We start from the raw sequence: 22551 nt of genomic DNA, 5'->3' as shown, positions 1-22551 counted from the left end.
CGGTCTGCCACACTCTTAAGATACAAGGGGGCTGAAGCTAAATTAAACGAAGCGAGCCACTCTCATCGAACTGACGTTAAAAAGGGGGATTTTGAATCTGGTTCCTCCCTTTTTAAGGAGGGCTAGGCGGGATCTAACCCGTTCTGCTACCAGCGAGATGACTTTTAAAACATCCTCTAAGAGGAAGGTAAACGAGGTAGGGTGAAGTGATGAACCTGTGAGAATCCTGAGAGACACCACGCAATGTCTTGACTGCCATTCAACTCATCTCCGTAAAAACGGAATCAAGAAGGGTAAGGCTGTGATTAGTAAGGCTGTGCTGAGGGTTTCAACCTGCACAAATTTTTGACAAGCTGACATCTAGAATCGAATCCCTACGCCACCCTGGAGTGAAGTCGCTGCCCCACCTCGCTTGTAGCCGTCAAAAGCAAAAATAGCATTCCCAAAAAGCACCACATTACTGTTGGGCAGCGCGTAATCAATTCCCGGTTGCAGCACAAAGCTCGTCTGGTCACCAATGGGCGTATTGCTCCCGATCGGGATCGAAGCCCCTGCGCCAATATAGACATCCGTTTGCCAATTGACCGGAATATCGTAGGAAACCGTCGGAACGAGCGCCACCCCATCGCCGATCAAAACTTGTCCTCTTAGCGAAATCGGCGCTCTCAAAAGCTTGTAGCGACCTGCAATCACGCCCGAAGTTTTGCGATCGTCATTTTCTGCCCTGGTCAACCCAAACGACGCGCCAACCCCAACATAGCTACCGTAAGCCGCCTGCGAAAAAGCGGGAGCCTGGGTCATCAGCGAAAGACCTACGATCGTGCCACTTCCCACGGCGATCGCACCCACTCTCAAACGCAACCAATTAAGAACTTTCATCAATGAACTCCTCAGTAACCAAACGGCAGAATCAGGATCGGCTCCCAATATTTAGGGATCAAATGTTAAATAGATGACTTTAAAGGATGGTAATAATTCACCTAAAATGCCCTGAATATCATTTAATAATACTCAACAACTTCAGTTCTCAACCCTTCAATTTCAAACCCTTGTTCTTTTACTTGTTCTTTTAGAAGTTTCCATTTGAGCATTTATCAAAAACAAATTCATCGCTCGATAGATTTTCTTCTAGCAAATCAGGCACGTCTTAAGCAGAAAACTAATCGCTCGAATATTCTTGATGCTCTAACCGTTGCGGGTTCTGTGTCTCTTATCACAATAAATTTGGGCAATTCTTAGAAACTAATAAAGATGCGTCGAATGTTCTCCCGATCGGTCTTTAATAGGCTCATGATAGAGAAGTGCTGCATCTTCACAATCGGTCATTCTCCCGATAACTTATGGATACCTCTTATTTAGTCCCAGACGATTTGCCGCCCTCCGAATGGACAGAGCAGGATGCTTGGCTGCGCCGAAGGTTAGAAGAGGCGGTCAATCGATGTTTTTATGAGTCCTGTGATGGGGTAATGCAGGCTTTGCTCATCAATTGTCACTGGGGGTTTTCGATTACAGCAAGCGCCCTGACGTTGGTGATCCATTGCCCTGACCAGGCGATCAATCTGCGGGTTTTAAACAATGTGGTGGCGATCGCCAACCTGCTCAAACCGTTCTCAAAAACTGCCAAAATTAGCATCTGTCCCCCAAATGGCGAAGCGCTTGATGTCCGCGTGGATGAAGTCTCTGTGTAGCGAGATTTGGTTTGGAGGGATGAGGGATGAATTAGAACTGGCTCGTTAGTGGGCTTTGCCAGCACCGAGGTAGAGTTCGGCGACTTTGGGGTTGTTGAGTAAATCGATGCCTCGTCCTTCAAAGCGATCGCGCCCCGCTTCTAACACATAGCCGCGATCGGACATTTCCAAAGCTCTTTTGGCGTTTTGTTCAACGAGGACGATCGCCGTTCCGCCCCGGTTGATTTCACGAATTTGCTCGAAGACGCTGTTGACTAAAATTGGAGAGAGCGCAGCAGAAGGCTCGTCTAGCAGCAATAGACTGGGCTGTAGCATCAAGGCTTTACCCATTGCCAACATTTGCCGTTCGCCTCCAGAAAGCGTGCCTGCGCGTTGTTTGCGCCGTTCTGCCAGACGAGGAAATTTGGTGAAGATCTCATCTTTGAGCGGCTGCAAATTTACGTCTCTGACAAAGGCTCCCATCTCTAAGTTTTCTTCGACGGTCAGCGACGGAAAGGTATTGGAAATCTGCGGGACGTAACACATTCCCCGTTTGACAATCTGGTCTGATTTGAGTCCGGCAATGCTCTCACCTTTGAACGCGATCGTGCCCTCATTGGGAGTCAGCAACCCAAAGACTGCCTTTGCCAGCGTCGATTTTCCGGCTCCGTTGGGGCCAATAATCGCCACCAATTCACCGGGGTACACCGTCATGCTTACACCCTGCAAGATGTTGAGATCCTTGATATAGCCTGCGTGGATAGTGTCAACTTCGAGAAGGGGGGAGGTCATGGAGGGATGAGGGATGAGGGATGAGAAGAAGCTTTGAAAGTGGGCGGTCGGAGGCTATTCGGGGGTTTTTTGGAGTTCGGGGCGTTCTTCGGGGACGATCGCACCCTCGACAGGACAAACTTGTAGACAGATTCCACAGTCGATGCAGGTGGAGAAATCGATCCAGTACCAGTCTGTGCCTTTGGTGTTTTTGCCTGGCCCAGGATGAATGCAGGCAACAGGGCAAGCGTCTACGCAGTCTGCAACGCCTTCACAAATATTTGTCACGATCGTATGGGACACAGTAGTTCTCTCAATGATGGGATGCTTTCATTATCGCTAACTCAGCGTCTCCACAACCGCCGAACCGTCTGCCTTGATCCAAGCGATCTTGGCGATCCGACGGCTTTGGGCTTGGGTGCGGATGGTTTCACGATCGAGGCTCAACTCTCCAGCACCGCCGCTGAGATCAAGTTCTACCTGGAGCGGTTCGGGTTGGTTGCGTAGGGTTTGGGCGTAGGAGAAGGCGATCGCATTCGTTTGGGGCGTTTCGGAGACGACAAGCCACTCGCTCGCAGCCGTCTGCATCGGAAGCTGACCCGTCTGCAAAAGTACTTGATGAAGCTGCTCGATTTGTAGAGAGAATCCGATACTGGGGATGGTCTGTCCTTGGGGATGAAACTGACCCAAAAGCTGGTCATAGCGTCCACCCTGACCCAAAACCTGCTGACCTGAGACGGGACTGCTGACCACCTCAAACACAATCCCCGTGTAATAGTCAAAGGTGCGAATGATGCTCAAATCAAGCACGATCGCCAACTCAGAAGCCCGGTCAGATTGCAGCCGCAAACTATCTTGTAGCAGGTCAACTAGAGATTTGAGATTGTTGACGGCTTCTTGCTGACTGTCGTCCAAATCTAATTGACTCACTTGTTGAATCACATCCGCAGGCTTACCGCGCAAATCCATCAGCACCAAGGCTCGATCGCGCAGTTCATTCGACAGGGGCAAGGCTTCGAGGGTTAATCGATCGAGATGAGCGATCGCCGTGCGGACTCGGTTTCGCAGATCAGACGGAAAAACAGAGAGCAGCGATCGCGTCAGGCCCGCTTCACCCAAAATCAATGACCAGCCCTGAAACCCTAGCTGATCGAGACTGTCGATCGTCAGCAATAAAATTTCTGCATCAGCCAACAAGCCGCCGCCGCCCAACAATTCAACGCCTGCTTGATAAAATTCTTGTTGTCCCGTGTGGCTGCCTTCTTGCGCCCGACGAAACACATTGGCGTTGTAATAAAGCCGTTGAGGAAAAGTCGATCCTGCCATGCGAGTGACCGCAGTCCGCGCGATCGAGGCCGTCAATTCTGGACGCAGCCCCAACACTTCATCATTGAGATTGTGTAATTGTAAGACGGTCGATCGCTCGATCGCTCCCCCCGCCATCAATGTATCCAATCGTTCTAGCGTCGAGGTAATGATCCGATGGTAGCCCCAGCGATAAAACACCTGCTGCAACCGATCTTCGATCCAGCGTTTTTGAGCCACATCCAAAGGCAGCAGATCTCTAGCCCCAGTAGGCGGTTGATACACCATTATTTTTTCTTTCCACCAAATAGGCCGCCAAAGAGTCCGCCGTTGGGCTTGGCGTTAGTCGGCTTGCTGGCGGGTTTTGTAGACGGTTGAGAGGTTGTACCGCTGGCTTTTTGCTCTAGCCACTGTTTTCCTTCGAGCGCCACGGGGTCTTGAGGATTCGCTGACAGCGCTTTGTTAAAGTGAATTTTGGCCATCGTCCCTTGATTTTGGCGCAGGTAAACCATCCCCATCAGGCTGTGACAGCGACTATTGTTTGGCTCAATTTTTAGTGCGTCTCGTAGCTCAAGGGTAGCTTTGGCATAGTTGCCTTTAGCCATAAACCCTTCTGCTCGACGGTAATACTGCTCGGCGATCGATTCTTCTTTGGGCGCAGCGGGAGTCACCACAACTTCGGCAGCAGGCGCAGGCGTGTGAGTGGCCGTTGTAAACAGCTGGGGTTTGGGTTCGACCAGTTCTCCGTTGGCTTCTCGCCGCATGACGTAGACGAGATTGAGTTCACTGATTTGAGCCGTTAGCTCGATCGCTTGGTCAAACTGCTCATATTGTCTGCCTGCGAGATCTTGTAGCGCCGTTCGATAAAAATAATCGGGATTGCTGGCGGTCATTAGCTGTTTGGCCAGGCTGCCCATGACTTCGATCGAGGGGTTGCGCTGTGCAGACTGCCCTTTGAGCTTGAGAATGAGAACGTGATCAACGCGGTTCTTTTCTTGGGACAGCTTTTCCCAGGCGGGGTTGACCATTTTTGAAAGAAGCTGATCCGCCAGCAGTCGATCGGAGTCACTTACAGCCAGTCCGCTATCAGGGTGCAGCCGCCGCGCAATTTTCAGATAGCTTTTGCGGATTTCTTTGACATCTGCCTCGATCGACACGCCCAAGACCGAGTGATGGTCAGCAAAATCCAACATGAATAGACCTCGTTGTATTTGAAAACTCATGTTGTGTCTACCTGCTTGCGCTAGATGATGTTTAGTGTATGCGATCCAGCCAGACTGATCTGATTTGTCAGACGAAGTTGACTTAGAGCATTGCTCGATCGTTTAGACCGACCTGTGAGCAGCCAATCAGTCTCCGATTATTCTATAAGATTTCTCGCTTTGCTCCCAACCTCGCTCCCAACCTCTAAAAGTGCCTGACTGAGGCTGTCATGGATTTGAGAATTGGTGGCCAAAATTCTGCCAGAACTGAGTTGAAAGGGTGTGCGATCGTAAGCCGTCACCCGGCCCCCCGCTTCTTGCACCAGCACGACACCCGCCGCCATATCCCAAATCGACAAACCTCGCTCCCAGTAACCATCCAAGCGACCGCAAGCGACATAAGCCAGATCCAAAGCGGCCGCCCCGTCTCGCCGAACTCCCTGCGTCAAATGGGTCAGATGGGCAAATTCAGCGTAGTTGGTATCGGAGGTTTGGCGGCGATCGTAGGCAAATCCAGTCACCAACAGGCTTTTACTCAAGTCATCGGTTTGAGAAACTTGCATGGGACGGCGATTACAGGTTGCTCCCAGTCCCTTTGCCGCGCGAAACAACTCCTGACGAATCGGATCGTAGACCACGCCGACTTGAGGAATTCCATCAATTAACAGCCCGATCGACACCGCCACAAACGGATATTGATGCGCGTAATTGGTCGTGCCGTCGAGGGGGTCGATCGCCCAGAGATAGTTACTTGCCAACCCCTCTAGTTTTCCAGATTCTTCTGCCAGGATGGGATGATCGGGAACGTGTCGATGCAGCACTTCTAGAATGGCTTTCTCGGCGGCTTTGTCCGCTTCGGTGACCAGATCGCCCGATCGCCCTTTTTCTTGAATGTCTTCTAACTTGCCCCAGTAGTTTTGCAAAACGGCACCCCCAGAGAGGGCGGCTTCGGTGGCGATGTCGAGGAGAATTTGCAGATGCGGCATGAGTTGGGTTAACGATGACGTGAATTCGATGAAATCGTTCGCTACGGCGATTAATCCGGGAGAGCAAGCTAAATCCCTCAATGCTAGGGGACTTTGAACCGGAAGTCTTGTCTGAAAGTCCCCCAAAGTTGGGGGGTTGGGGGGCAGAAGCACTGAACATCGAAGCGAAAAAACTCCATCGAACTGACGTTAACGATGACGAATGAAGTCGTAAATTTTCAGATAGTCCTCACCCGGATGGTTCCAGGAGTAATCGTAGTTCATGCCTTGGAGGACTAACTTTTCATACAGTTCGGGAGCGTGTTGGTAAAGCCCGATCGCCCGATCCATCGCGGATTCTAGGGCGGACTTGTCGGTTTGATAAAACACATATCCGTTGCGTTCTTCGAGCGGTTTGGTGCCTTCGTAGTCGCGATCGAAGACAGTATCCAACAGTCCACCTACGCCGCGCACGATCGGCACAGTGCCATATCTCAGCCCGATCATTTGCGTCAATCCACACGGCTCATAGTTGCTCGGAACAATGATCATGTCTGCCCCAGCATAGATTAAATGAGCCAACTCTTCGTTAAAGCCAAGTTCTAAATGGCAGTCGGGATTGTCGTTGAGAAATTGTTTTTCGTGGTGAAAGTGGGCGTTGATTCCGGCTTCGGTTGCGGAACCCAATAGAACAAATTGCGCGCCCTGCTTCAAACTGTGGTAAAGCGCGTGATGGACTAAATGAACCCCTTTTTGCTCATCCAATCGTCCAATAAAGCAGATCAACGGGCGATCGCTCTCTCGTAACAACAGCCGCTCCTGTAAAGCCTTCTTATTCTTTGCTTTGTTCGTTAAGTCGTCAACGCTGTAATGATGAGGAATGTAGCGATCGCTCTGCGGATTCCACACGTCGTAGTCGATGCCATTCAAAACGCCGCGAAACCGATCTTGATGGACATGCAGCGTATGACCTAACCCATAGCCTTCTTTGCTAAAGCGAGCTTCCCAGGCGTGATGTGGCGAAACGGTAGTGACAAAGTTGGAGTAGGTAATGCCGCCTTTCATAAAGTTGATCGCAAACGGATTAAAGTCATCGCGCAGGCGATCGGGCTGAAAGTAATAAGCCGCCTGATTTAACCCAGTTGCCGCCAAAATTTCACTGCCGCCCATGCCCTGATGCTTGAAATTGTGAACGGTATAGCAAACGCGCTGATACTCCATACCGTGAAATTTGTAAATCTCAAACAGCATCACCGGAACCAGCCCCGTTTGCCAGTCGTGACAGTGAATCACATCAGGCCGTTTGTTGCTTCTGAGCAAAAATTCCAGTGCCGCCTTACTAAAAAAGGCAAACCGAAAATTGTCATCTGAGCAACCGTAATAACAGCCTCGATCGAAGAAGCGATCGTCCGACTGCGGTTGAATAAAGAAGCACAGGCGACCATGTACCCAGCCACAAAATACCTGACAGCAAACCGCGCCCCCATACCAGGGCACCATCAGATCGCGGTAGGCTTCATGCAGCCCCCAAATGTGGTCATAGCGCATACAGTCGTACATTGGCAGCACCAGTTCGACGGTGTGACCCCGCATTTCTAAATCGCGGCTGAGGCCATAAACCACATCACCCAAGCCTCCCGCCTTGATGACAGGGGCGCACTCAGAGGCAACCTGCACAATGTACATATCTGTTCTCTCTTATCAGCTTTACAAAAGTTTGTTTTTCCGGTATTCCCCTTAAAATGATACGCAACTTTGGGCCATCGTCTAGTCGTCGATCGAGAGATATCAAAAATTCTGAACAGACAATTGGATAGGACACTCTCAGTAGAAAAATCAGTTCATAAAACAACACAAACCCTTGCTAAATCAGTTCACGATGGATAAAAAGATTGATTGGTTAGCATCTCAGTAATCTGAATTGATGTATCAGAAAAACAGATTTGAGAACGCTGAAAAAACAGCAAAAATACTGGCTTAAAATACCGATACTGAGTTTTGATCGTTTCATCTAATCACTTTGTTGATGCTAAATTGATGCTAAGGTTTTGCTAGACTAATCACAGGTTATCTACTTCATCATTTCTTCATAGAAAGCAGGAATATCACTCTAAAGAAAGATAGGAAACGCAAACGAATTGGTTTAGATGTGGAATAGAGATTCCTGTCTCAGTCATCAAGTCGGCTATTACAACGGGAGATTTATATGCGAATTGCTCAGGTTGCCCCATTGTGGGAGCGTGTTCCACCTCCAGCCTATGGCGGTATCGAGTTGGTCGTAAGTTTGTTAACCGATGAACTGGTGCGGCGGGGGCATGAAGTCACGTTGTTTGCATCGGGTGACTCCCTCAGTCTGGCTAAATTAGAGTCGGTGCATCCCCAAGCGATTCGTTTAGATCCGACGGTGAAGGAGTACAGCGTTTATGAAATGCTGCAACTGAGTCATGTGTACGATCGCGCTTCTGAGTTTGATGTCATTCATTCTCACTTAGATTATTCGACGCTGCTTTACGCCAATCTGGTCAAAACGCCGACGATTCACACGTTACACGGGGCTTTTATGCCCGATCGCGAAAAGCTATTTCGCCGCGCCAAGCATCAAAATTATGTGAGTATCTCCAACGCCCAGCGCAAACCTGGATTGGATCTCAACTATGTGGCGACAGTTTACAACGCGATCGCTGTCGATCGTCACGAATTTCACGCGCAGCCCAGTGACCCCCCTTATCTAGCATTTCTGGGTCGCCTTTCACCCGAGAAAGGGCCGCATCACGCAATTACCATCGCCAAAAAAGCCGGACTCCCGCTAAAAATGGCGGGCAAAGTTGACAAAGTAGATGTCGAATATTTTGAGCAAGAAATCAAGCCTCACATTGACGGCGACCAGATCCAGTTTCTCGGCGAAGCCAATCACACTCAGAAAAACGCGCTGATGGGCGGAGCGATCGCCACCCTGTTTCCGATCACCTGGAAGGAACCATTTGGGCTGGTGATGATCGAGTCGATGGCTGCCGGAACTCCTGTGATTGCAATGAGTCTTGGCTCAACGCCAGAAGTGATTGCTCACGGTCAAAGTGGCTTTGTGTGCGACACGATCGACGAATGCGTTGATGCGGTCAAAAAAGTCGAGCAATTGGATCGATCGTACTGTCGGCAATATGTCGCCAAACGCTTTAGTGTAGAACGCATGACGGACGGCTATGAAGCTGCTTATCAGAAGGTTTTAGCGGAGCGGTATGTGATGAATCGTCAAGCGCGACCCCTACGACTCAGTGTTAATCGGAGTGCTTAGGATTAAATAACCTGTAGTGTTGGCTGGCGATTCAAATCTCTTATTGGCCAGCCTTGTCAACGATCGACCGGGGTTTCAGGACTTTTGTTGAGTCATCCAGGAGTTCCGCTGTTGCCGTTTGGGGCACAGAGCAACATGAACTTTAATCGACCGATCGTTAGTCGAGTAGCGGTAGGAATTTTTGAATCAGTCCGATCGTCACCGCTGGCAATTCTAATTGAGGTGTGAGGCCTACGTCGTCTAAGTAGTAGAAGATGCGAATGGACTGGGGATTCATGTCAGCAAGACGGCGGCCGATTTCTGGACTGGTGTACTCGGTTTTTTGCCCCCAAATCATTGCTGTGGGCGTGGTGAGTTGCGTAATAAATTGCGACAGGTCAAAGCTCAAATCTCCCCGAACAAACGACAGGGCTGCATATTCTGCATTGTCGCGCTCGGCAGACATTAGATAAGCGGCAGTGATTTCTGGAAAGACCCGCTCTGGATGGGCAAACTGACGCTGTTCTAAAAAGGTTTGAATGCCAAAAGACGTTGCAATTCCAGTTTTATACAGCAGCAGATCAACGATCGGCACATTCACCACTTGAGCAAATAAACTCTGGCTATAGTCTTTGCCAAATTCTTTGAGTCCCTCAGCGGTCGTTAGAATTAGTGACTTAAACAAATCAGGACGCTGGATTGCAGCTCGAATTGTATAAGCGGCGGTCAAAGAAGACGCGATCACGCGAGTAGGAGCGGTGCAGGTTTTTTCTAAAAATTCAATAATTGTGGAGATGTAGTCGTCGGGCTGATAGCGTCTAGCGGGATGATCCGATCGTCCCCAGCCAATCAGATCGGGTGCCAAGATTCGATAGTTTGCCGCAAACGCAGGATAGACTTTTGACCATTCATAAGCAGAAGACCCACCCCCAAATCCATGCAAAAAAACAAGTGTCTCTTGGGTATCCGATTCACCCCACGGAGCATCTAACGCTGTGTAGTAAACCATTCTGCCCAGGTGAGTGAGCACCGATCGTTCGCCAAAACCAGGAGGAAGAAACATGGCTAACCCTCATTAATGCTTGTCCTGATTGTAGTCGCGATCGTTTGAGAAAGGGACTGCGGACGAGGGACTTTGGACGGGGACTTTAATACCAAACGCTTTTTTATCTGAAGTTCTTGTCCAGAAATCAATAGCTAGAGGTTGAGAGAATGTTTGAGACGGGTTTGGTTATGAGATAGAGACTCGGCAATCCCCCTGACCCCCTTCAAAAGGGCTACCGTGTACACACAAGTCGTTCTCGCTTCGTTTCAGTCGGCTTCAGCCCCCTAAATCCCCCAGTCTGGGGGACTTTGACCAAGGAAAGATTTCCAAAGTTCAAAGCCATGACGACGGCTCAAAGTCCCCCATTTTTGGGGGATTTAGGGGGCGAAGGATCTCAGCAATGACAGATCGATCGACGTGTGTGTACACGGCAGCTTCAAAAGGGAGGAACCGGATTTGATGTCTAAGGTCTAATGTCTTTATAAACTTCCGGTTAGAGCGTCTGTTTTGAGTTGTGCAAGTCTGTCGTTGAGTTGATGATGTATGCGGTCAATGGTTGATTCTTGACTGAGGAGAGGACTCCCCTGATTGATAATTTTCTTGAATTGTTGTTCAATACGTTTTGAGTGAATCCAGAACTTGAAGTTTCTTGGAATACCGTCTTTTGACGGCATGTATAACCGACTAATTTTGGATGGATTGTGCTGAAGATTGAGCGTAGAAAGCCAATCTTGCCACTTAAAGTCATTGATGCTGCCATCTGATTTAATCGGAATCCAGGGCACTCTCAGCGCATCCGCGACGATCGCTCCGTGCATTGCCTCTGCCAGCACACATTCTGAGAAATTAATCATGCGAATGCAGCGATCGACTTCCCAACTTGGATCAATGTAGGCGATGCCATATGGAAAGAAGATTTGTTGAATAGCGAAATGTAAAGTCAGTGTTTCTTGACATGTAGCTTGCACACTTGACTTTATTTTGCACTTATGAAAAGGCTATCACTTCTTCCAAAATCGCTAAAGTCCCTACTCAGTGGTGATTACAGCATCCTTAAGTTAGCTGCACTGACTATCACTAGAGCAGAGAATAGCTGGTTAGAAATAGCTTAAAACCCCTATTACTCAACTTTGCAATAGAGTTTAGTCTATATGATTACTTTAACTTAGTTAAAACTTAATGTAAGTTCGACTACATTTTTTCACTTCATTGTTCAGCGCTTCTACCTCCCAACTATCCAATCCTGAAGGATTTTCAGACCAGATTTGCGGTTTAAAGTCCCTAACTCGTGGGGAATTTAGGGGGCTGCTCGAATTGATAACCGTAGTGAAAGACTTCAGCGGACTGACGTTAAACACGATCGTCAAATCAATGCGCGTTCAACCCTACCGCCCAAACCCGTCGATTTTTGAGAAATTTATCCAGAAAAATTCATCTAAAGAGATTCAAAAAGAACCCAAAGGGCCCTAGCACCTGTGAACCAATATCCAAAATATCGCGAGCCACACTCTTGTGCACAATCAACACATCGCCATCCTGGACTTGCTGATCATCGGTCAAGTTTCGCAGATCTAGATCGCGACGATCGACCTTACCGTTTTCATTCATCCGCACAAACGTCACCTTACCTAGTCTGGCTTTTTCGGTTGGGCCGCCCGCGATCGCGACTGCGCTAGACAACGTACCCTCTGGCGGCACCTCTACTTCTCCCGGTTTTTTGACCTCACCGACAACCCGCACGCGCACCGTCTTAGGAGAAAACACCGCCCGCGCTGCAATGCGACGATCGATAGGATTGTCACCCTCCGCCTTGGGCACAAAAATCGTGTCTCCATCCATCAAAACTTGATCCGTCTGAGCATTCTCCGATCGCAGCGCTTCCCACAAATTCACGACGATCGGAGCCGCATCGCCAGTGGGACTGTATCGCTTGAGCATGACGCGACGAATGTCTGCATTGCGACTGACCCCCCCCGCCTGGAGTAGTGCCTCCGTGAGCGTCGGAGTAAACACTTGATTGGTGCTTCCGATCGCATTCAACGGAGCCAAACTTTGGAGTTGGATCGGGCCCGGACGCTGCACTTCGCCCGCTACATTGACGCGAATCGGCCGCAGTTTACTAATGCCGATCGTCACCACTGGATTTTTGAGTAACGGCTGCAATCGGGCTGTAATTTCTTGAGCCAGGGTGTCGGGTGTTTTGTTGCTGGCGACCAATCTCCCAATCAAAGGCAGAGTAATGCTTCCATCGGGTAAGACGACCTGCGCTCCCGTATATTCTTCGTAATCATAAACCTTGATATCCAACACATCTCCGGGGCCCAAAAAGTAATTGAGCGTCCCCATTGGACGAGTCACTGTTGGAGGCGGCAAAGTCGGCGAAGCCTGTGCCAATACAGAAGTTTGAATCGTTGTCGCAAAGACGATCGTCACCAGTCCAGATCTCAAAAAAGAAGGAGTCATAGAAATTAAGGGGCAAAGCATTCGTAGGGGAGGGGCTTCGGACTATAGACTTTGGACTTTGGAATCCGGTCTTTGGAATCCGGTCTTTGGAATCCGGTCTTTGAACTCCGGTCTAATACCAAATCAACCAACAAATGATACTCATAAAAAATCAGTTAATTAACCGATTTCTATCTCTTAGATTTGAAAAGAACCTATCAGGGAAGCCGTTTCAAAGTCCCCCAAAATGGGGGATTTAGGGGGCGAGGATCTGTATCAGTAACTAGTGGATTTGGTATAAGGTCTTGTCTAAGGTCTTGTCTAAGGTCTCCGGTCTAACATCTTTTGTCTAACGTCTCCAGTCAGCTTAATCGTGGGCCGATAGCCATAGTAGCGATCGACTCCGTAGTAGCTGCCCGATTCATTTTTAGGAATTACCCCATTCACCACCATGCCCAAAACGCGCTGACCGGATTGATTTAACAGCGATTTTGCAGCCGCGATCGCACCCGAATTCACCACCCCCGGACGCACCACCAACAGCACGCCATCCGCCAGCTTGCCCAGTGTCAGACCATCCGCAGCAAGCGCGATCGGCGGCGTGTCAATGATAATAAAGTCATAATCTGCTTTGGCCGCTTCGATCACGGCTGCGATCCGTTTGGAACTGAGCAACGCCATCGGATTAGGAGGAATCGTGCCCGCCGTGAGAATGTCCAAATTGATCAATCCCTCAGCGACACTGGTTCGATATTCTGCCTGACCCACCAACACATCGCTGAGTCCCTTAAAGTTGGGCAAATCCCAGATGCCATGCTGACTCGGACGACGCATATCCGCATCAATCAGTAGCACCCGACGACCCATCTGAGCATTCGAGACCGCTAGATTGGCAGCGACAAACGATTTGCCTTCGGTCGGCAGAGCACTGGTTACCAACACGACTTTTAGCGCCCGGTCAGTCATGGTGAAGCCCAGCGTCGTTTGCAGCATCTCAAAGGCAGCACTCACAGGCGAATAGGGATTGTCTCGCACAGGAACGATCGCCGCCCCTTCTCCCAGTTTTTGCGAAAATCGAGGAATTGTTCCCAACAGCGGAAAGTCGAGCAGTCGTTTGGCTTCGTCGGTGGTTTTGACCGATTTATCGATTGCCTCCAATATCACCATCACGGACAGACCTGCCAAAATTCCCAGAAATCCGCCCAGTGCAAGATTGAGCAAAATTCGAGGAGAAATCGGACGGTTGGGCACCATTGCCGCCGAGATGACTCGCGCATTACCCACATTTTGATTTTCGACCACCTGGACATCTTGCAGCCGTTTTAGCAGTTCTTCGTAGGTCGATCGCGCCACCTGTAATCGACGTTCTAGCCCCCGTTGAGTTTGTTCTAACCGGGGCAGCACATTGGCCCGATTTTGATTAAACACATAGGCATTTCTCAAGACGGTGACGCGATTTTCTAGTCCTCTGCGATCGACTTCCAGCTTGACCAGTTCCGCCGTCATGCCTTGTTTTAACTGACTGATTTGCAAGTTTTGATCGGCCACCACTTGAGGATTTCCCAGAGTTTGGGTAACTCGTTTGTCAAGTTGAGTTTTGAGGGCGGCTTCTCTACGCTTGAGGTTAGCGATCAGGGGGTGGCCGTCTTGATAGCGCGCCTGCTGTACCGCCAATTGATTTTGCACCTGCCGATAGTCGTTTAACACCTGCTGGACTTGAGTAGACTGACTCAGAGAGGTGAGAGCGATCGCTTGTTGTGCATTCAGGTCTAGCTGATTTTGCATCGATCGAGCGCGAGAAGTCGTGTCTGCCAATTCTGCTTGCGCTTTGGTGATTTGATCTGCCAGATCGCTCAGTCCTGTCACCATTGTTTTGGCTTCTTCGTCCAGCGATACCACCCGATTGGCTTCTTTAAATTGGCGCAAATAGCTCTCTGCTTCTGAAACTCTGGCTTCGACGGTGGGCAGTTCTTTGCTGATAAATTCTCGTGCAGCGACGGCCTCAGCCCGATTCATACGAACGTTGCTTTCTAGATAATTTTGGGTGAGCAGATTGACCACCATTGCCGCTTCTTTAGCGTTTGTGCTGCGGTAAGACAACTCTAATACATCGGTTCCCCGAATGCTTTTGACCTTTAGTTTTTTGAGAAATTCCTCAACTGTAAGCGGTTTCCCGTCTGCGTCTTTGAGCTTCAATCTGGCAATCGTTTTCTGAATCAGAGGTGTTGATCGTATTATCTCAGACTCAGTATCTAGCGGATTACTCAACTGGGTCAGACCGCTTAACTCTCCTGCTTTCTCCATCGTTCCAGAAAGTGAAGAGACTCGATTCGTCTTGTTAAATAAAAGGGTTCCTTCTGCTTCAAAGATAGGCTTTTGCAGGTAGGTGAGCGCAATTGTCAGCCCAAATACAGAGCCGAGCGCCATAAAACCAGCCAGCCAGCGCCGCTTAAAAATCAGCCAATAGCGCTGCAAATCGAGAGAATCTTGATTTTCAGGGTTAGATAGCATGGCAAAACCGAGAGAGACCAGGAATGAGGGATTTGAAAGTTGAGCGCGATCGAGGTGGAGTAACTCACACAAAAGTTTAGATCAAATAGAGAAGTCAGAATTTAAAGTTAATTGGCTATCTGGGTTCTCCTCTGTAGCCCATAGACGGCGAGGCCATCCTGCTTGATAGGCATCACAGTGTTTTCTCAAGTCTGTCTAACAATCTCTGTAGTATCTCGACAGTATCTCGACAAATGAAGAAAAGTTTTTGCAAATTCCGTAATCTTATCCATAATTGGGCATCTTGGTGAAATTTGTAATGGCTGTGATTTATCGGCACATGATACTTCATTTCTCAAGAATTCATCGAAAATAACTGCTTGTGGTGGTCGTTTTACAGAGAACACGATTTGATTGCTTAATTGGATTGCTCAATCGCCCTCCCATTGCCCTTTTCGCGCTTTAAGTACTCAGATGTCTAGCACTCTTTTTTCTGAATCGTCAGCAAGACTACCGCTCTCTCGCCGTCAACTTGCGATCGCGCTTCTCACCGGAGACATTTTCGGATTTAGCATTTGTTTGTCATTGGCACTGTGGTTCCGTTTGGGTTACGTTAGCGTACATCCGCTGTTCTATAGCGTTGGATTATTTGTTTTGACTGGGTTGTATTTAGTCGATGGCTATCGTCCAGAGTTGCAGATTCAAGGCGTTTGGGTGTCGCTGCGAATTGTAATTAGTAATTTAACGATCGCGCTGCTCAGTGCGGCTCTCATTTACTTATTAGGAAGAGAGATAGCATATTCACTGGCCGGAAGAGACGTTTTGCTACTTAGTTTGACCTTATTTACGGGTTGGGCAATTGTTTTAAGACGGGGTGCGATCGCCTGGTTTCAAGCTCAATCTCAGTGCGATCGCTGGTTAGTTGTAGGGGCTGGAGAGCAGACCTGGAGACTAGTTCAGGATCTCTCAGCACTACAGCCATCGGGACAAGTCGTGATTGAAAATTCTGAACTAACCATGCTCACTTTGCCGATCGAATCGTCTAGTATTGCAGCGCACAATCATTCAACTCAGCGTTCTCAATCCTGGTCGGGAGTCATTGTCTCTGCCAAAGATGAGCTGATCGAGCCACAGATTAAGCAACTGATGCACTTGCGGTTACAGGGTACTGTGATCTATGGATTACTAGATTTCTATGAAGCGTTCTTTTATAAATTACCTTCTCGATTACTCAGTGATTGTTGGTTTATTTCGAGTAGTGGATATCGGCTGATCAGCGATCGGGTCACGCTCAAAATCAAGCGCATGGTTGACGTGGTATCCGCGATTACATTGCTGTTCGTATTCTCACCTGTGATGGTCGCGGCGACTCTGGCAATTTGGTTGGATAGTCCCGGCAGTGTGTTGTATAGCCAGATGCGATCTGGGCTAAATCGTAAGCCCTTCAAGGTCTACAAGTTTCGATCAATGTATCAAGATGCCGAGACGCGGGGCGCACAATGGGCACAAGAGCGTGATCCTCGAATCACACGAGTCGGGTACTGGTTACGCCTCATGAGAATCGACGAATTGCCCCAAATCTGGAACGTGCTGCGCGGAGAAATGAGCCTGATTGGCCCTCGTCCAGAACGCCCCGAATTTGACACCAAGCTGGCAGCAGAAATTCCCTATTATGACGTTCGATATTGGGTCAAGCCGGGCATTACAGGCTGGGCACAGGTGATGTATCCCTACGGAGCCTCTGTAGAAGATGCTTACGAGAAATTAGCCTATGACTTGTACTACATCAAAAATTACTCCCTCTGGTTAGAGTGGGCGATCGCATTCAAAACCATTCGAGTTGTTCTATTAGGAAAAGGCAGATGAGTCAAAAAGTCTTGGTGACGGGCGGTGCAGGCTACATTGGTTCGCATGTGGTTCGTCAATTGGGTGAAGCAGGCTACGACGTAGTTGTTTATGACAACTGCTCAACGGGTAGCGCGTCGGCCGTGCTGTCGGGCAATTTGATTAATGCAGATTTAGCGGATGTCGATCGCCTCTACAAAGTCTTTGCGACTCATCAATTTACGGCGGTGTTCCATTTTGCGGCCAGCCTCAATGCTCCTGAATCAATCACCAATCCGCTTGACTACTACACCAACAACACTCGCAATACATTAAATTTGCTGCGCTGCTGTGAAACCTTTGGCATTGATAAGATGATCTTTTCTAGCACAGCGGCCGTCTATGGAGAACCCGATCGCAATCCCGTGACCGAAGATACTCCCACCCGGCCCATCAACCCCTACGGCCGATCAAAGCTGATGAGCGAATGGCTAATTCAAGACACCAGCAAAGCATCTCAGTTGCGCCACGTCATTTTGCGCTATTTCAACGTGGCCGGAGCCGAACCGAGAGGGCGAATCGGACAAATGAATCTTGAAGCGACGCACCTGATTAGAGCCGCCTGTGACGCTGCTTTGAGCCGTAAACCGGGCGTAAGAATCTTTGGCACCGATTTCCCCACTCCCGACGGCACTGGAATTCGCGACTACATTCATGTCGAAGATCTCGCCTCGGCTCACCTGTCAGCCCTACGCTATCTCGAAGCAGGTCACGAGAGCCAGGTATTAAACTGTGGCTATGGTCAGGGTTATAGCGTCAGGCAGGTGATCGATCGCGTCAAGGCGATTTCGGGAGTTGATTTTTCGGTCATTGAAACCGATCGCCGTCCGGGTGATCCGGCCTGTGTGACTGCCTGCGTTGATCGCATTCGTCAAGTTCTCAACTGGCAACCGCGCCACTATCATTTGGATACGATCGTTCGTACTGCCCTCTACTGGGAAATTCACCGCGACAACCAGACCCTCAAACATCCTCTCATCCAACTTCTCGCCAAGCGTCTTAGACAATCGCTTCCTGTCGCGCAGACTCCTTCTCCCAAGAGCCACCATGTACAAGCGCCCGCGATCGCGAGACATCCCCAGTCAATTGTTTAAATGGTTTTTGCTGGGATGCGTGACTGTCAGTGCGGTGGTTCCGATTCGATTAGCGATTTCAATTCACCAAACTCCCCATCCGCAGGCGATTTTTGTGTTGGGAGGAGATGTCGATCGCATGAAGTTTGCGGCTCAATTCTGGCATTCTCACTCTGATTTAACGATTTGGATTACTGATTTTCCAGCTTACGAAGTTGAGCATCGCCAGATTTTTCAACAGTCGGGTGTTCCGGAGGATCGAGTTAGATTTGACGGCCGAGCGACCGATACTGTGACAAATTTCACCTCGCTTGCCAATGATTTTTCTCAACAAAAACTACGGCACTTTTATCTGATCACCTCGGACTATCACATGCGGCGGGCCAGGGCGATCGCAACGATCGTATTCGGTAGTCGTGGCATTATCGTGACTCCAGTTTCCGTCCCCAGCCAAAACCAACCGTCAGAATCTTTGACGCGAATTTTACGAGATTGTGGGCGATCGTTTCTTTGGCTTGTGACTGGTCGTAGTGGGGCAAAGTTGAATACCCGGATCGATGCCCGATAGCAGATTACCAATGCTTGATTCCAAAAACATTGTGACGAACGAGTTGGTAAGCAAAGCCAGAAAAGTGAGCGATCGGCATTGTACAAATGGCTACGCTACAAAAAAACCATCGACTCAGGAACGAGGGAATTTGATTTTCTTCACCGCGCCAAAACTCTGATTCAAACGTGTCGCCATACTTTAGATTAACGCGCAAACTTTCTAACAAAGGAAGAAGAAAAGCGCCAGGAATCAACTGTTCGATCGGCAGTCCTAACTGAGGGAAAGCTACGTCAAATAACACAGCAGCGATGCTCAAAGAAATCACCAAAAAAGGTAGTTTTCCTCGAAGCTTTGAGTGTGCATGTTTAGTCGTCGTTAGAAAGCGACCTCTCCCATATCTGAAGTATTGAATAAAGAGCGATCGCCAGCTATTTCTAGGATAGTACCAGGTACGAATTTTAGAGCTAACATAAATCGCTTTTGAGTTTTGCAACTGCAATCTTTGATTAAGTTCAGCATCCTGATTTGTAACTTGATTTACGTCAAAAGTAGCTATCAGTCTGAGGTTTAGCTCATAGTCTTCATTGGGAGTTGATTCTGCACAATAACCAGAGCATTCTAATAATAGCGATCGCCAAAAGCAGCCCAAATAGACAGTATCCGCATAGCCATCGTAGTGAGGATTACGATATTTTGCGCCTCCACTCCCCAAGAAACTTCTAGTAGATAATGCAACTCCCGATTGAAAGGCATTTTTTGCAACAAAACGCTGTGCGCCACCGACATTAGCTGCTCCAGAACTCAAAAGTTCTTCAACACAACGCTCAATATAATCAGACGCATAATCTGAATGACCATCCGCTCGTAGAAAAATTTCTCCCGTCGCCTTTTCAAGCGCTATGTTGAGTCCGGCTGCCTGAAGTTTAAGAGGATTGTCGATTAGTTGGACTCTCGCATCTTCCAAAGATAACTTTTTGACAATTTCTTGAGTTCCGTCATTGCTACCTCCATCTGCGATCAAGACTTCAACCAGGTTTGAATATTTGGTCGATAAGAAGTCTCGAATAATTCTTTCAATGTACAAAGATTCGTTGTAAGTTGGGATGGCGATTGTCACCGTTGGACAATTAGAAACAGAATCATCAAGCACTGAGGTACCTCTGATTTATAAGACAAAGCGGTTAACCAAATTACAATTTATTGGCTGCATTTATCATTTAGAAATCTTTTATAAAAGCTGCTTGGCAGGAATCATCAAAAAACGTTTTGTTGTTTTTAATAAGCAGGTCGCGTCGAGCAAAAAGTTGCGAACTGGGTTAAAAGAAAAGTACTTTCTACGCAGTTTTCGATGGCATAAATAGCTTTCAAATACCTTCGTAGAGGATACCCCCGTCGTATCATAATAAGCAACTGGAAAGCGCAAGAGATGGGGTGGAGCAACTAGAGAAGCTCTTACATTAAAGTCATAGTCTGCTTCTAAAAAAAGCTGCTCATCATATCGTCCAACCTTTTCGAGAATCTCACGGGAGAAGACCGCAGATTGATGACAAATTGGATTGCCATATAGAAATAATTCTTGTTGCCATCGTTGAGGGTGTTTGATATGACGCTTGAGATATTTTCTACGACTTCTAGAAATCGTTTCTCCAAAGGCCCAAAGCCAGCGATCGCTTCGATAAGATTCTACCAGTCTGGCTACTACATTCTCATCCACAAAAACATCCCCCGAATTGAGAAAGATAATCAGATGTCCCGTAGAGTGGCTCAAGCCAATGTTAAACGCATTTGTAATTCCAGAACCCTGCTGATCAACGATTGAAAGAGACTTGCCATGATCGAAGTCTTGAATAATATCTAAAGTACGATCGGTAGAGCCTCCGTCAATGATTAAATGATTAATGTGGCAGTAGGTTTGCGAACTCACACTCTCTAAAGTTGCTGGAATTACCTTAGAAGAATTTCGACTCAAGGTAACTACATCAAGCTGGATGAAAACCTGCTCATTTGTATGCGTTGGCTGGTTCATGATTGTGCTTCTCTCGATCGATGAGGCTAAATCAATGAGGCTAAATCAATGAGGCTAATTGAGTCAGTTGCGCCTCTAGTTTACGAAAATAATTTAAGAAAAGACTGAATTCTTGTAAGCGGACATTACTGGCAGAAACTCCACAATTCATCACTATCACGCTTGGTGAGGCTCAGACTTCCTTGAAACAGACTGACTGCAAATCGCACCACTGAGAAAGCCACACAACATCCAAAATAACCCTCCAGTTTTTGACAGTGTAAACACTTCCTGAGTGATTGAAAATGTCATGAAAGACCAGAAAAGTCCTATCATCAAAGGTGCAATTGGAAGGAGGGTTTGTGATAGCTTTCTTCTAAAAAATAAGTATAGTTCTTTCAAAGCATTCAGATACAACAAACCGCCAACTAGACCGCCACTCACAGCAACATAAACTAACTGACTATCCGCAGCATTGAGCAACATGCCAAAGATTTCATAGGTGCCTCCCGACCCCAATCCAATCAAACCTAGCGCAGGAGATTGAGAAACCAGCCACGCATAGTCTGAAATCACTCCAGACCAGTTGGTCACCCTACCTTCTTCTTGAACATCTGAAGTAAATAGTTCCAGGTGACGTTGAGGTAGATTTTCTAACAAGGGCTGTATGTTAACTCCCAGCATCGGACTCAAAGTCATGAAGAGATAACAGAGAGTCACACCGACTATCAAAAGCAACACTAAGCGACCTCCTAACTTGCTGCTATTTCTAAGATTTAACAGTGCACAAAAAACTAAGATAAATAAATAAACTAACAAAGATAAAAGCGCGCCTCTTGAGCCAGTAAGCCCTGTAAAAATGACGTTTAGTGAAAATAAGACTACCCAGAAAGCCTGTTTGATCTCAGTTCTTTCAATCATGAAAAATAAGCTACACAAGATTGCGAAGAAGTAAAATACAGAGCCAGTGAGCGTAGGACTAATTTCATTCAAAATCCCTAATCCGTAGTAACCTGAGAAACTTGAGGTAGTAATCTGAATAAATGCATAGATCAAATTAGGAACAAAGCAGAAGATTAAGCTAGCCGCAATCCTCTTAAACTCCTTCGACGCTAATTTACAGGAGACTGCAAAGAAGAAACAGAAGTAGATTAGATACTGTGAGCTTTTTAAGGAAGGAAGAAGCTTTTCAAAGAGTGAGACGTTGTTAAAGCCAGAATAGTGATTGACGACTGCTACTATCGAGTTAAACAAAAACAAACTCAGAAAAGCCAGCACGATTTTGCGAATAGGACGAATTCTAGGAAGCAGCACGATCGTGATGATCGCCGTGATCGGAAGCAGAACATCGTCTACTCGAATAAAATTTAACAGCCCACTCTCGCCCAATCTAGGAGACAGAATCAGGCTCGCAGTAATCATCATTGTCCAAAACCAGAGAAAATAGTGGCTTAAAGGTTGCTGCTTCTTTGAAGGGAAAATCAAGTCGGTTTGGATCATGTCTACTGTATCTGTATTTTGGGTTCACAGGGCTTCTACTGTCTTCCTTCTTCTCCTGGTATAAGACTGCTGAGGGGGTTTGCAGAAAATGAAAATTGCAACTTAAAGAATCTTCTCGATCTACCTCAAAATTTTACTTAAAGAGTGTTAGACTTCCTCTGTATTATTGCCAAACTCTATGTCACCACTAGAGGCAGGAATTAAAGGGCGTGGATTGTAAGAAGTCATTGTTAACAACGGGTAAAGGTGCTGATTTTGAGTCCTCTCTCCATGTACAAGCTGGACTTTTCAAATCACTTGAATACTGGAGCAGCAAGCACTTTTTATGAACTTCCAGGACAGTTTCGCATTATTATATCCGGTAATCTCTCTACTGGTCTA

Annotated in this window: 19 protein-coding genes; 5 read left to right on the top strand and 14 right to left on the bottom strand. The window is 47.8% G+C overall.

Features of this window, described 5'->3' with window-relative positions:
* Positions 1–360: 360 nt before the first annotated feature.
* Positions 361–879, bottom strand: coding sequence for a hypothetical protein (locus tag ACKFKH_RS19710; protein WP_446860045.1), 519 nt, complete (start codon positions 877–879; stop codon positions 361–363).
* Between the two features lie 461 nt (positions 880–1340).
* Between ACKFKH_RS19710 and ACKFKH_RS19705 the strand changes: the two genes are divergently transcribed.
* Positions 1341–1688, top strand: a complete 348-nt coding sequence (locus ACKFKH_RS19705; protein ID WP_446860044.1) for a hypothetical protein — start codon at positions 1341–1343, stop codon at positions 1686–1688.
* 45 nt (positions 1689–1733) lie between these two features.
* On the opposite strand, the gene ACKFKH_RS19700 is transcribed toward ACKFKH_RS19705, so the two are convergent.
* The 6 genes from ACKFKH_RS19700 to glgA form a co-directional block, all read right to left on the bottom strand.
* Entirely contained in the window at positions 1734–2459 is a 726-nt protein-coding gene (locus tag ACKFKH_RS19700) for an ABC transporter ATP-binding protein (protein ID WP_446860043.1), read from the bottom strand.
* Positions 2460–2513: 54 nt separating this feature from the next.
* Positions 2514–2741: an indolepyruvate ferredoxin oxidoreductase subunit alpha gene (locus ACKFKH_RS19695; protein WP_446860042.1), complete on the bottom strand. Its 228-nt coding sequence runs from the start codon at positions 2739–2741 to the stop codon at positions 2514–2516.
* A gap of 36 nt (positions 2742–2777) precedes the next feature.
* The gene (locus tag ACKFKH_RS19690; RefSeq protein WP_446860041.1) at positions 2778–4031 is read right to left on the bottom strand and encodes an ATP phosphoribosyltransferase regulatory subunit; all 1254 of its coding nucleotides are present in this window, start codon (positions 4029–4031) and stop codon (positions 2778–2780) included.
* Positions 4031–4966, bottom strand: coding sequence for a J domain-containing protein (locus tag ACKFKH_RS19685; protein WP_446860040.1), 936 nt, complete (start codon positions 4964–4966; stop codon positions 4031–4033). The genes ACKFKH_RS19690 and ACKFKH_RS19685 overlap by 1 nt, the downstream gene beginning before the upstream one ends.
* A gap of 137 nt (positions 4967–5103) precedes the next feature.
* On the bottom strand, positions 5104–5931 hold the full coding sequence (locus tag ACKFKH_RS19680; protein ID WP_446860039.1) for an inositol monophosphatase family protein: 828 nt from the start codon (positions 5929–5931) through the stop codon (positions 5104–5106).
* Between the two features lie 189 nt (positions 5932–6120).
* Positions 6121–7596, bottom strand: coding sequence for a glycogen synthase GlgA (gene glgA / locus ACKFKH_RS19675; RefSeq protein ID WP_446860038.1), 1476 nt, complete (start codon positions 7594–7596; stop codon positions 6121–6123).
* Positions 7597–8116: 520 nt separating this feature from the next.
* Between glgA and ACKFKH_RS19670 the strand changes: the two genes are divergently transcribed.
* On the top strand, positions 8117–9202 hold the full coding sequence (locus ACKFKH_RS19670) for a glycosyltransferase family 4 protein (protein ID WP_446860037.1): 1086 nt from the start codon (positions 8117–8119) through the stop codon (positions 9200–9202).
* A gap of 157 nt (positions 9203–9359) precedes the next feature.
* Here ACKFKH_RS19670 and ACKFKH_RS19665 read toward each other — a convergent pair whose 3' ends face one another.
* The 4 genes from ACKFKH_RS19665 to ACKFKH_RS19650 form a co-directional block, all read right to left on the bottom strand.
* On the bottom strand, positions 9360–10244 hold the full coding sequence (locus ACKFKH_RS19665; RefSeq protein ID WP_446860036.1) for an alpha/beta fold hydrolase: 885 nt from the start codon (positions 10242–10244) through the stop codon (positions 9360–9362).
* Between the two features lie 461 nt (positions 10245–10705).
* A complete protein-coding gene (locus ACKFKH_RS19660) occupies positions 10706–11194 on the bottom strand; it encodes a hypothetical protein (protein ID WP_446860035.1) in 489 nt (162 codons plus the stop codon).
* 463 nt (positions 11195–11657) lie between these two features.
* Positions 11658–12689, bottom strand: a complete 1032-nt coding sequence (locus ACKFKH_RS19655; protein ID WP_446860034.1) for a polysaccharide biosynthesis/export family protein — start codon at positions 12687–12689, stop codon at positions 11658–11660.
* Positions 12690–12989: 300 nt separating this feature from the next.
* Positions 12990–15179, bottom strand: a complete 2190-nt coding sequence (locus ACKFKH_RS19650) for a GumC family protein (RefSeq protein WP_446860033.1) — start codon at positions 15177–15179, stop codon at positions 12990–12992.
* Positions 15180–15632: 453 nt separating this feature from the next.
* On the opposite strand from ACKFKH_RS19650, the gene ACKFKH_RS19645 reads away from it, so the two are divergent.
* The 3 genes from ACKFKH_RS19645 to ACKFKH_RS19635 are packed head-to-tail and all read left to right on the top strand — an operon-like array spanning position 15633 to position 18683.
* On the top strand, positions 15633–17024 hold the full coding sequence (locus ACKFKH_RS19645; protein ID WP_446860032.1) for a sugar transferase: 1392 nt from the start codon (positions 15633–15635) through the stop codon (positions 17022–17024).
* Entirely contained in the window at positions 17021–18136 is a 1116-nt protein-coding gene (gene galE, locus ACKFKH_RS19640) for a UDP-glucose 4-epimerase GalE (protein WP_446860031.1), read from the top strand. The genes ACKFKH_RS19645 and galE overlap by 4 nt, the downstream gene beginning before the upstream one ends.
* Positions 18090–18683: a YdcF family protein gene (locus tag ACKFKH_RS19635; protein WP_446860030.1), complete on the top strand. Its 594-nt coding sequence runs from the start codon at positions 18090–18092 to the stop codon at positions 18681–18683. Before galE ends, ACKFKH_RS19635 begins: the two co-directional genes overlap by 47 nt.
* Before the next feature lie 4 nt (positions 18684–18687).
* Here the strand turns inward: ACKFKH_RS19635 and ACKFKH_RS19630 are convergent, their stop codons facing one another.
* From ACKFKH_RS19630 to ACKFKH_RS19620, 3 genes are all read right to left on the bottom strand, one after another.
* Positions 18688–19815: a glycosyltransferase family 2 protein gene (locus ACKFKH_RS19630; RefSeq protein WP_446860029.1), complete on the bottom strand. Its 1128-nt coding sequence runs from the start codon at positions 19813–19815 to the stop codon at positions 18688–18690.
* A gap of 78 nt (positions 19816–19893) precedes the next feature.
* Positions 19894–20691 (bottom strand): glycosyltransferase family 2 protein, encoded by a 798-nt coding sequence (locus ACKFKH_RS19625; RefSeq protein ID WP_446860028.1) that lies wholly within the window; start codon positions 20689–20691, stop codon positions 19894–19896.
* A 156-nt stretch (positions 20692–20847) separates the two neighbouring features.
* Positions 20848–22170, bottom strand: coding sequence for a hypothetical protein (locus ACKFKH_RS19620; RefSeq protein WP_446860027.1), 1323 nt, complete (start codon positions 22168–22170; stop codon positions 20848–20850).
* Positions 22171–22551: the final 381 nt, after the last annotated feature.

Source organism: Phormidesmis sp. 146-20 (assembly GCF_052939475.1).
This window is presented reverse-complemented; position numbering and strand designations above follow the sequence as displayed.

Bases quoted from the DNA above. Each gene is read 5' to 3' on its own strand.
- ACKFKH_RS19710 (WP_446860045.1), bottom strand. From the start codon at position 879: ATGAAAGTTCTTAATTGGTTGCGTTTGAGAGTGGGTGCGATCGCCGTG.
- ACKFKH_RS19700 (WP_446860043.1), bottom strand. From the start codon at position 2,459: ATGACCTCCCCCCTTCTCGAAGTTGACACTATCCACGCAGGCTATATC.
- ACKFKH_RS19690 (WP_446860041.1), bottom strand. From the start codon at position 4,031: ATGGTGTATCAACCGCCTACTGGGGCTAGAGATCTGCTGCCTTTGGAT.
- ACKFKH_RS19655 (WP_446860034.1), bottom strand. From the start codon at position 12,689: ATGACTCCTTCTTTTTTGAGATCTGGACTGGTGACGATCGTCTTTGCG.
- ACKFKH_RS19635 (WP_446860030.1), top strand. From the start codon at position 18,090: ATGTACAAGCGCCCGCGATCGCGAGACATCCCCAGTCAATTGTTTAAA.
- ACKFKH_RS19670 (WP_446860037.1), top strand. From the start codon at position 8,117: ATGCGAATTGCTCAGGTTGCCCCATTGTGGGAGCGTGTTCCACCTCCA.
- galE (WP_446860031.1), top strand. From the start codon at position 17,021: ATGAGTCAAAAAGTCTTGGTGACGGGCGGTGCAGGCTACATTGGTTCG.
- glgA (WP_446860038.1), bottom strand. From the start codon at position 7,596: ATGTACATTGTGCAGGTTGCCTCTGAGTGCGCCCCTGTCATCAAGGCG.
- ACKFKH_RS19620 (WP_446860027.1), bottom strand. From the start codon at position 22,170: ATGATCCAAACCGACTTGATTTTCCCTTCAAAGAAGCAGCAACCTTTA.
- ACKFKH_RS19665 (WP_446860036.1), bottom strand. From the start codon at position 10,244: ATGTTTCTTCCTCCTGGTTTTGGCGAACGATCGGTGCTCACTCACCTG.
- ACKFKH_RS19625 (WP_446860028.1), bottom strand. From the start codon at position 20,691: ATGAACCAGCCAACGCATACAAATGAGCAGGTTTTCATCCAGCTTGAT.
- ACKFKH_RS19705 (WP_446860044.1), top strand. From the start codon at position 1,341: ATGGATACCTCTTATTTAGTCCCAGACGATTTGCCGCCCTCCGAATGG.
- ACKFKH_RS19645 (WP_446860032.1), top strand. From the start codon at position 15,633: ATGTCTAGCACTCTTTTTTCTGAATCGTCAGCAAGACTACCGCTCTCT.
- ACKFKH_RS19685 (WP_446860040.1), bottom strand. From the start codon at position 4,966: ATGAGTTTTCAAATACAACGAGGTCTATTCATGTTGGATTTTGCTGAC.
- ACKFKH_RS19650 (WP_446860033.1), bottom strand. From the start codon at position 15,179: ATGCTATCTAACCCTGAAAATCAAGATTCTCTCGATTTGCAGCGCTAT.
- ACKFKH_RS19680 (WP_446860039.1), bottom strand. From the start codon at position 5,931: ATGCCGCATCTGCAAATTCTCCTCGACATCGCCACCGAAGCCGCCCTC.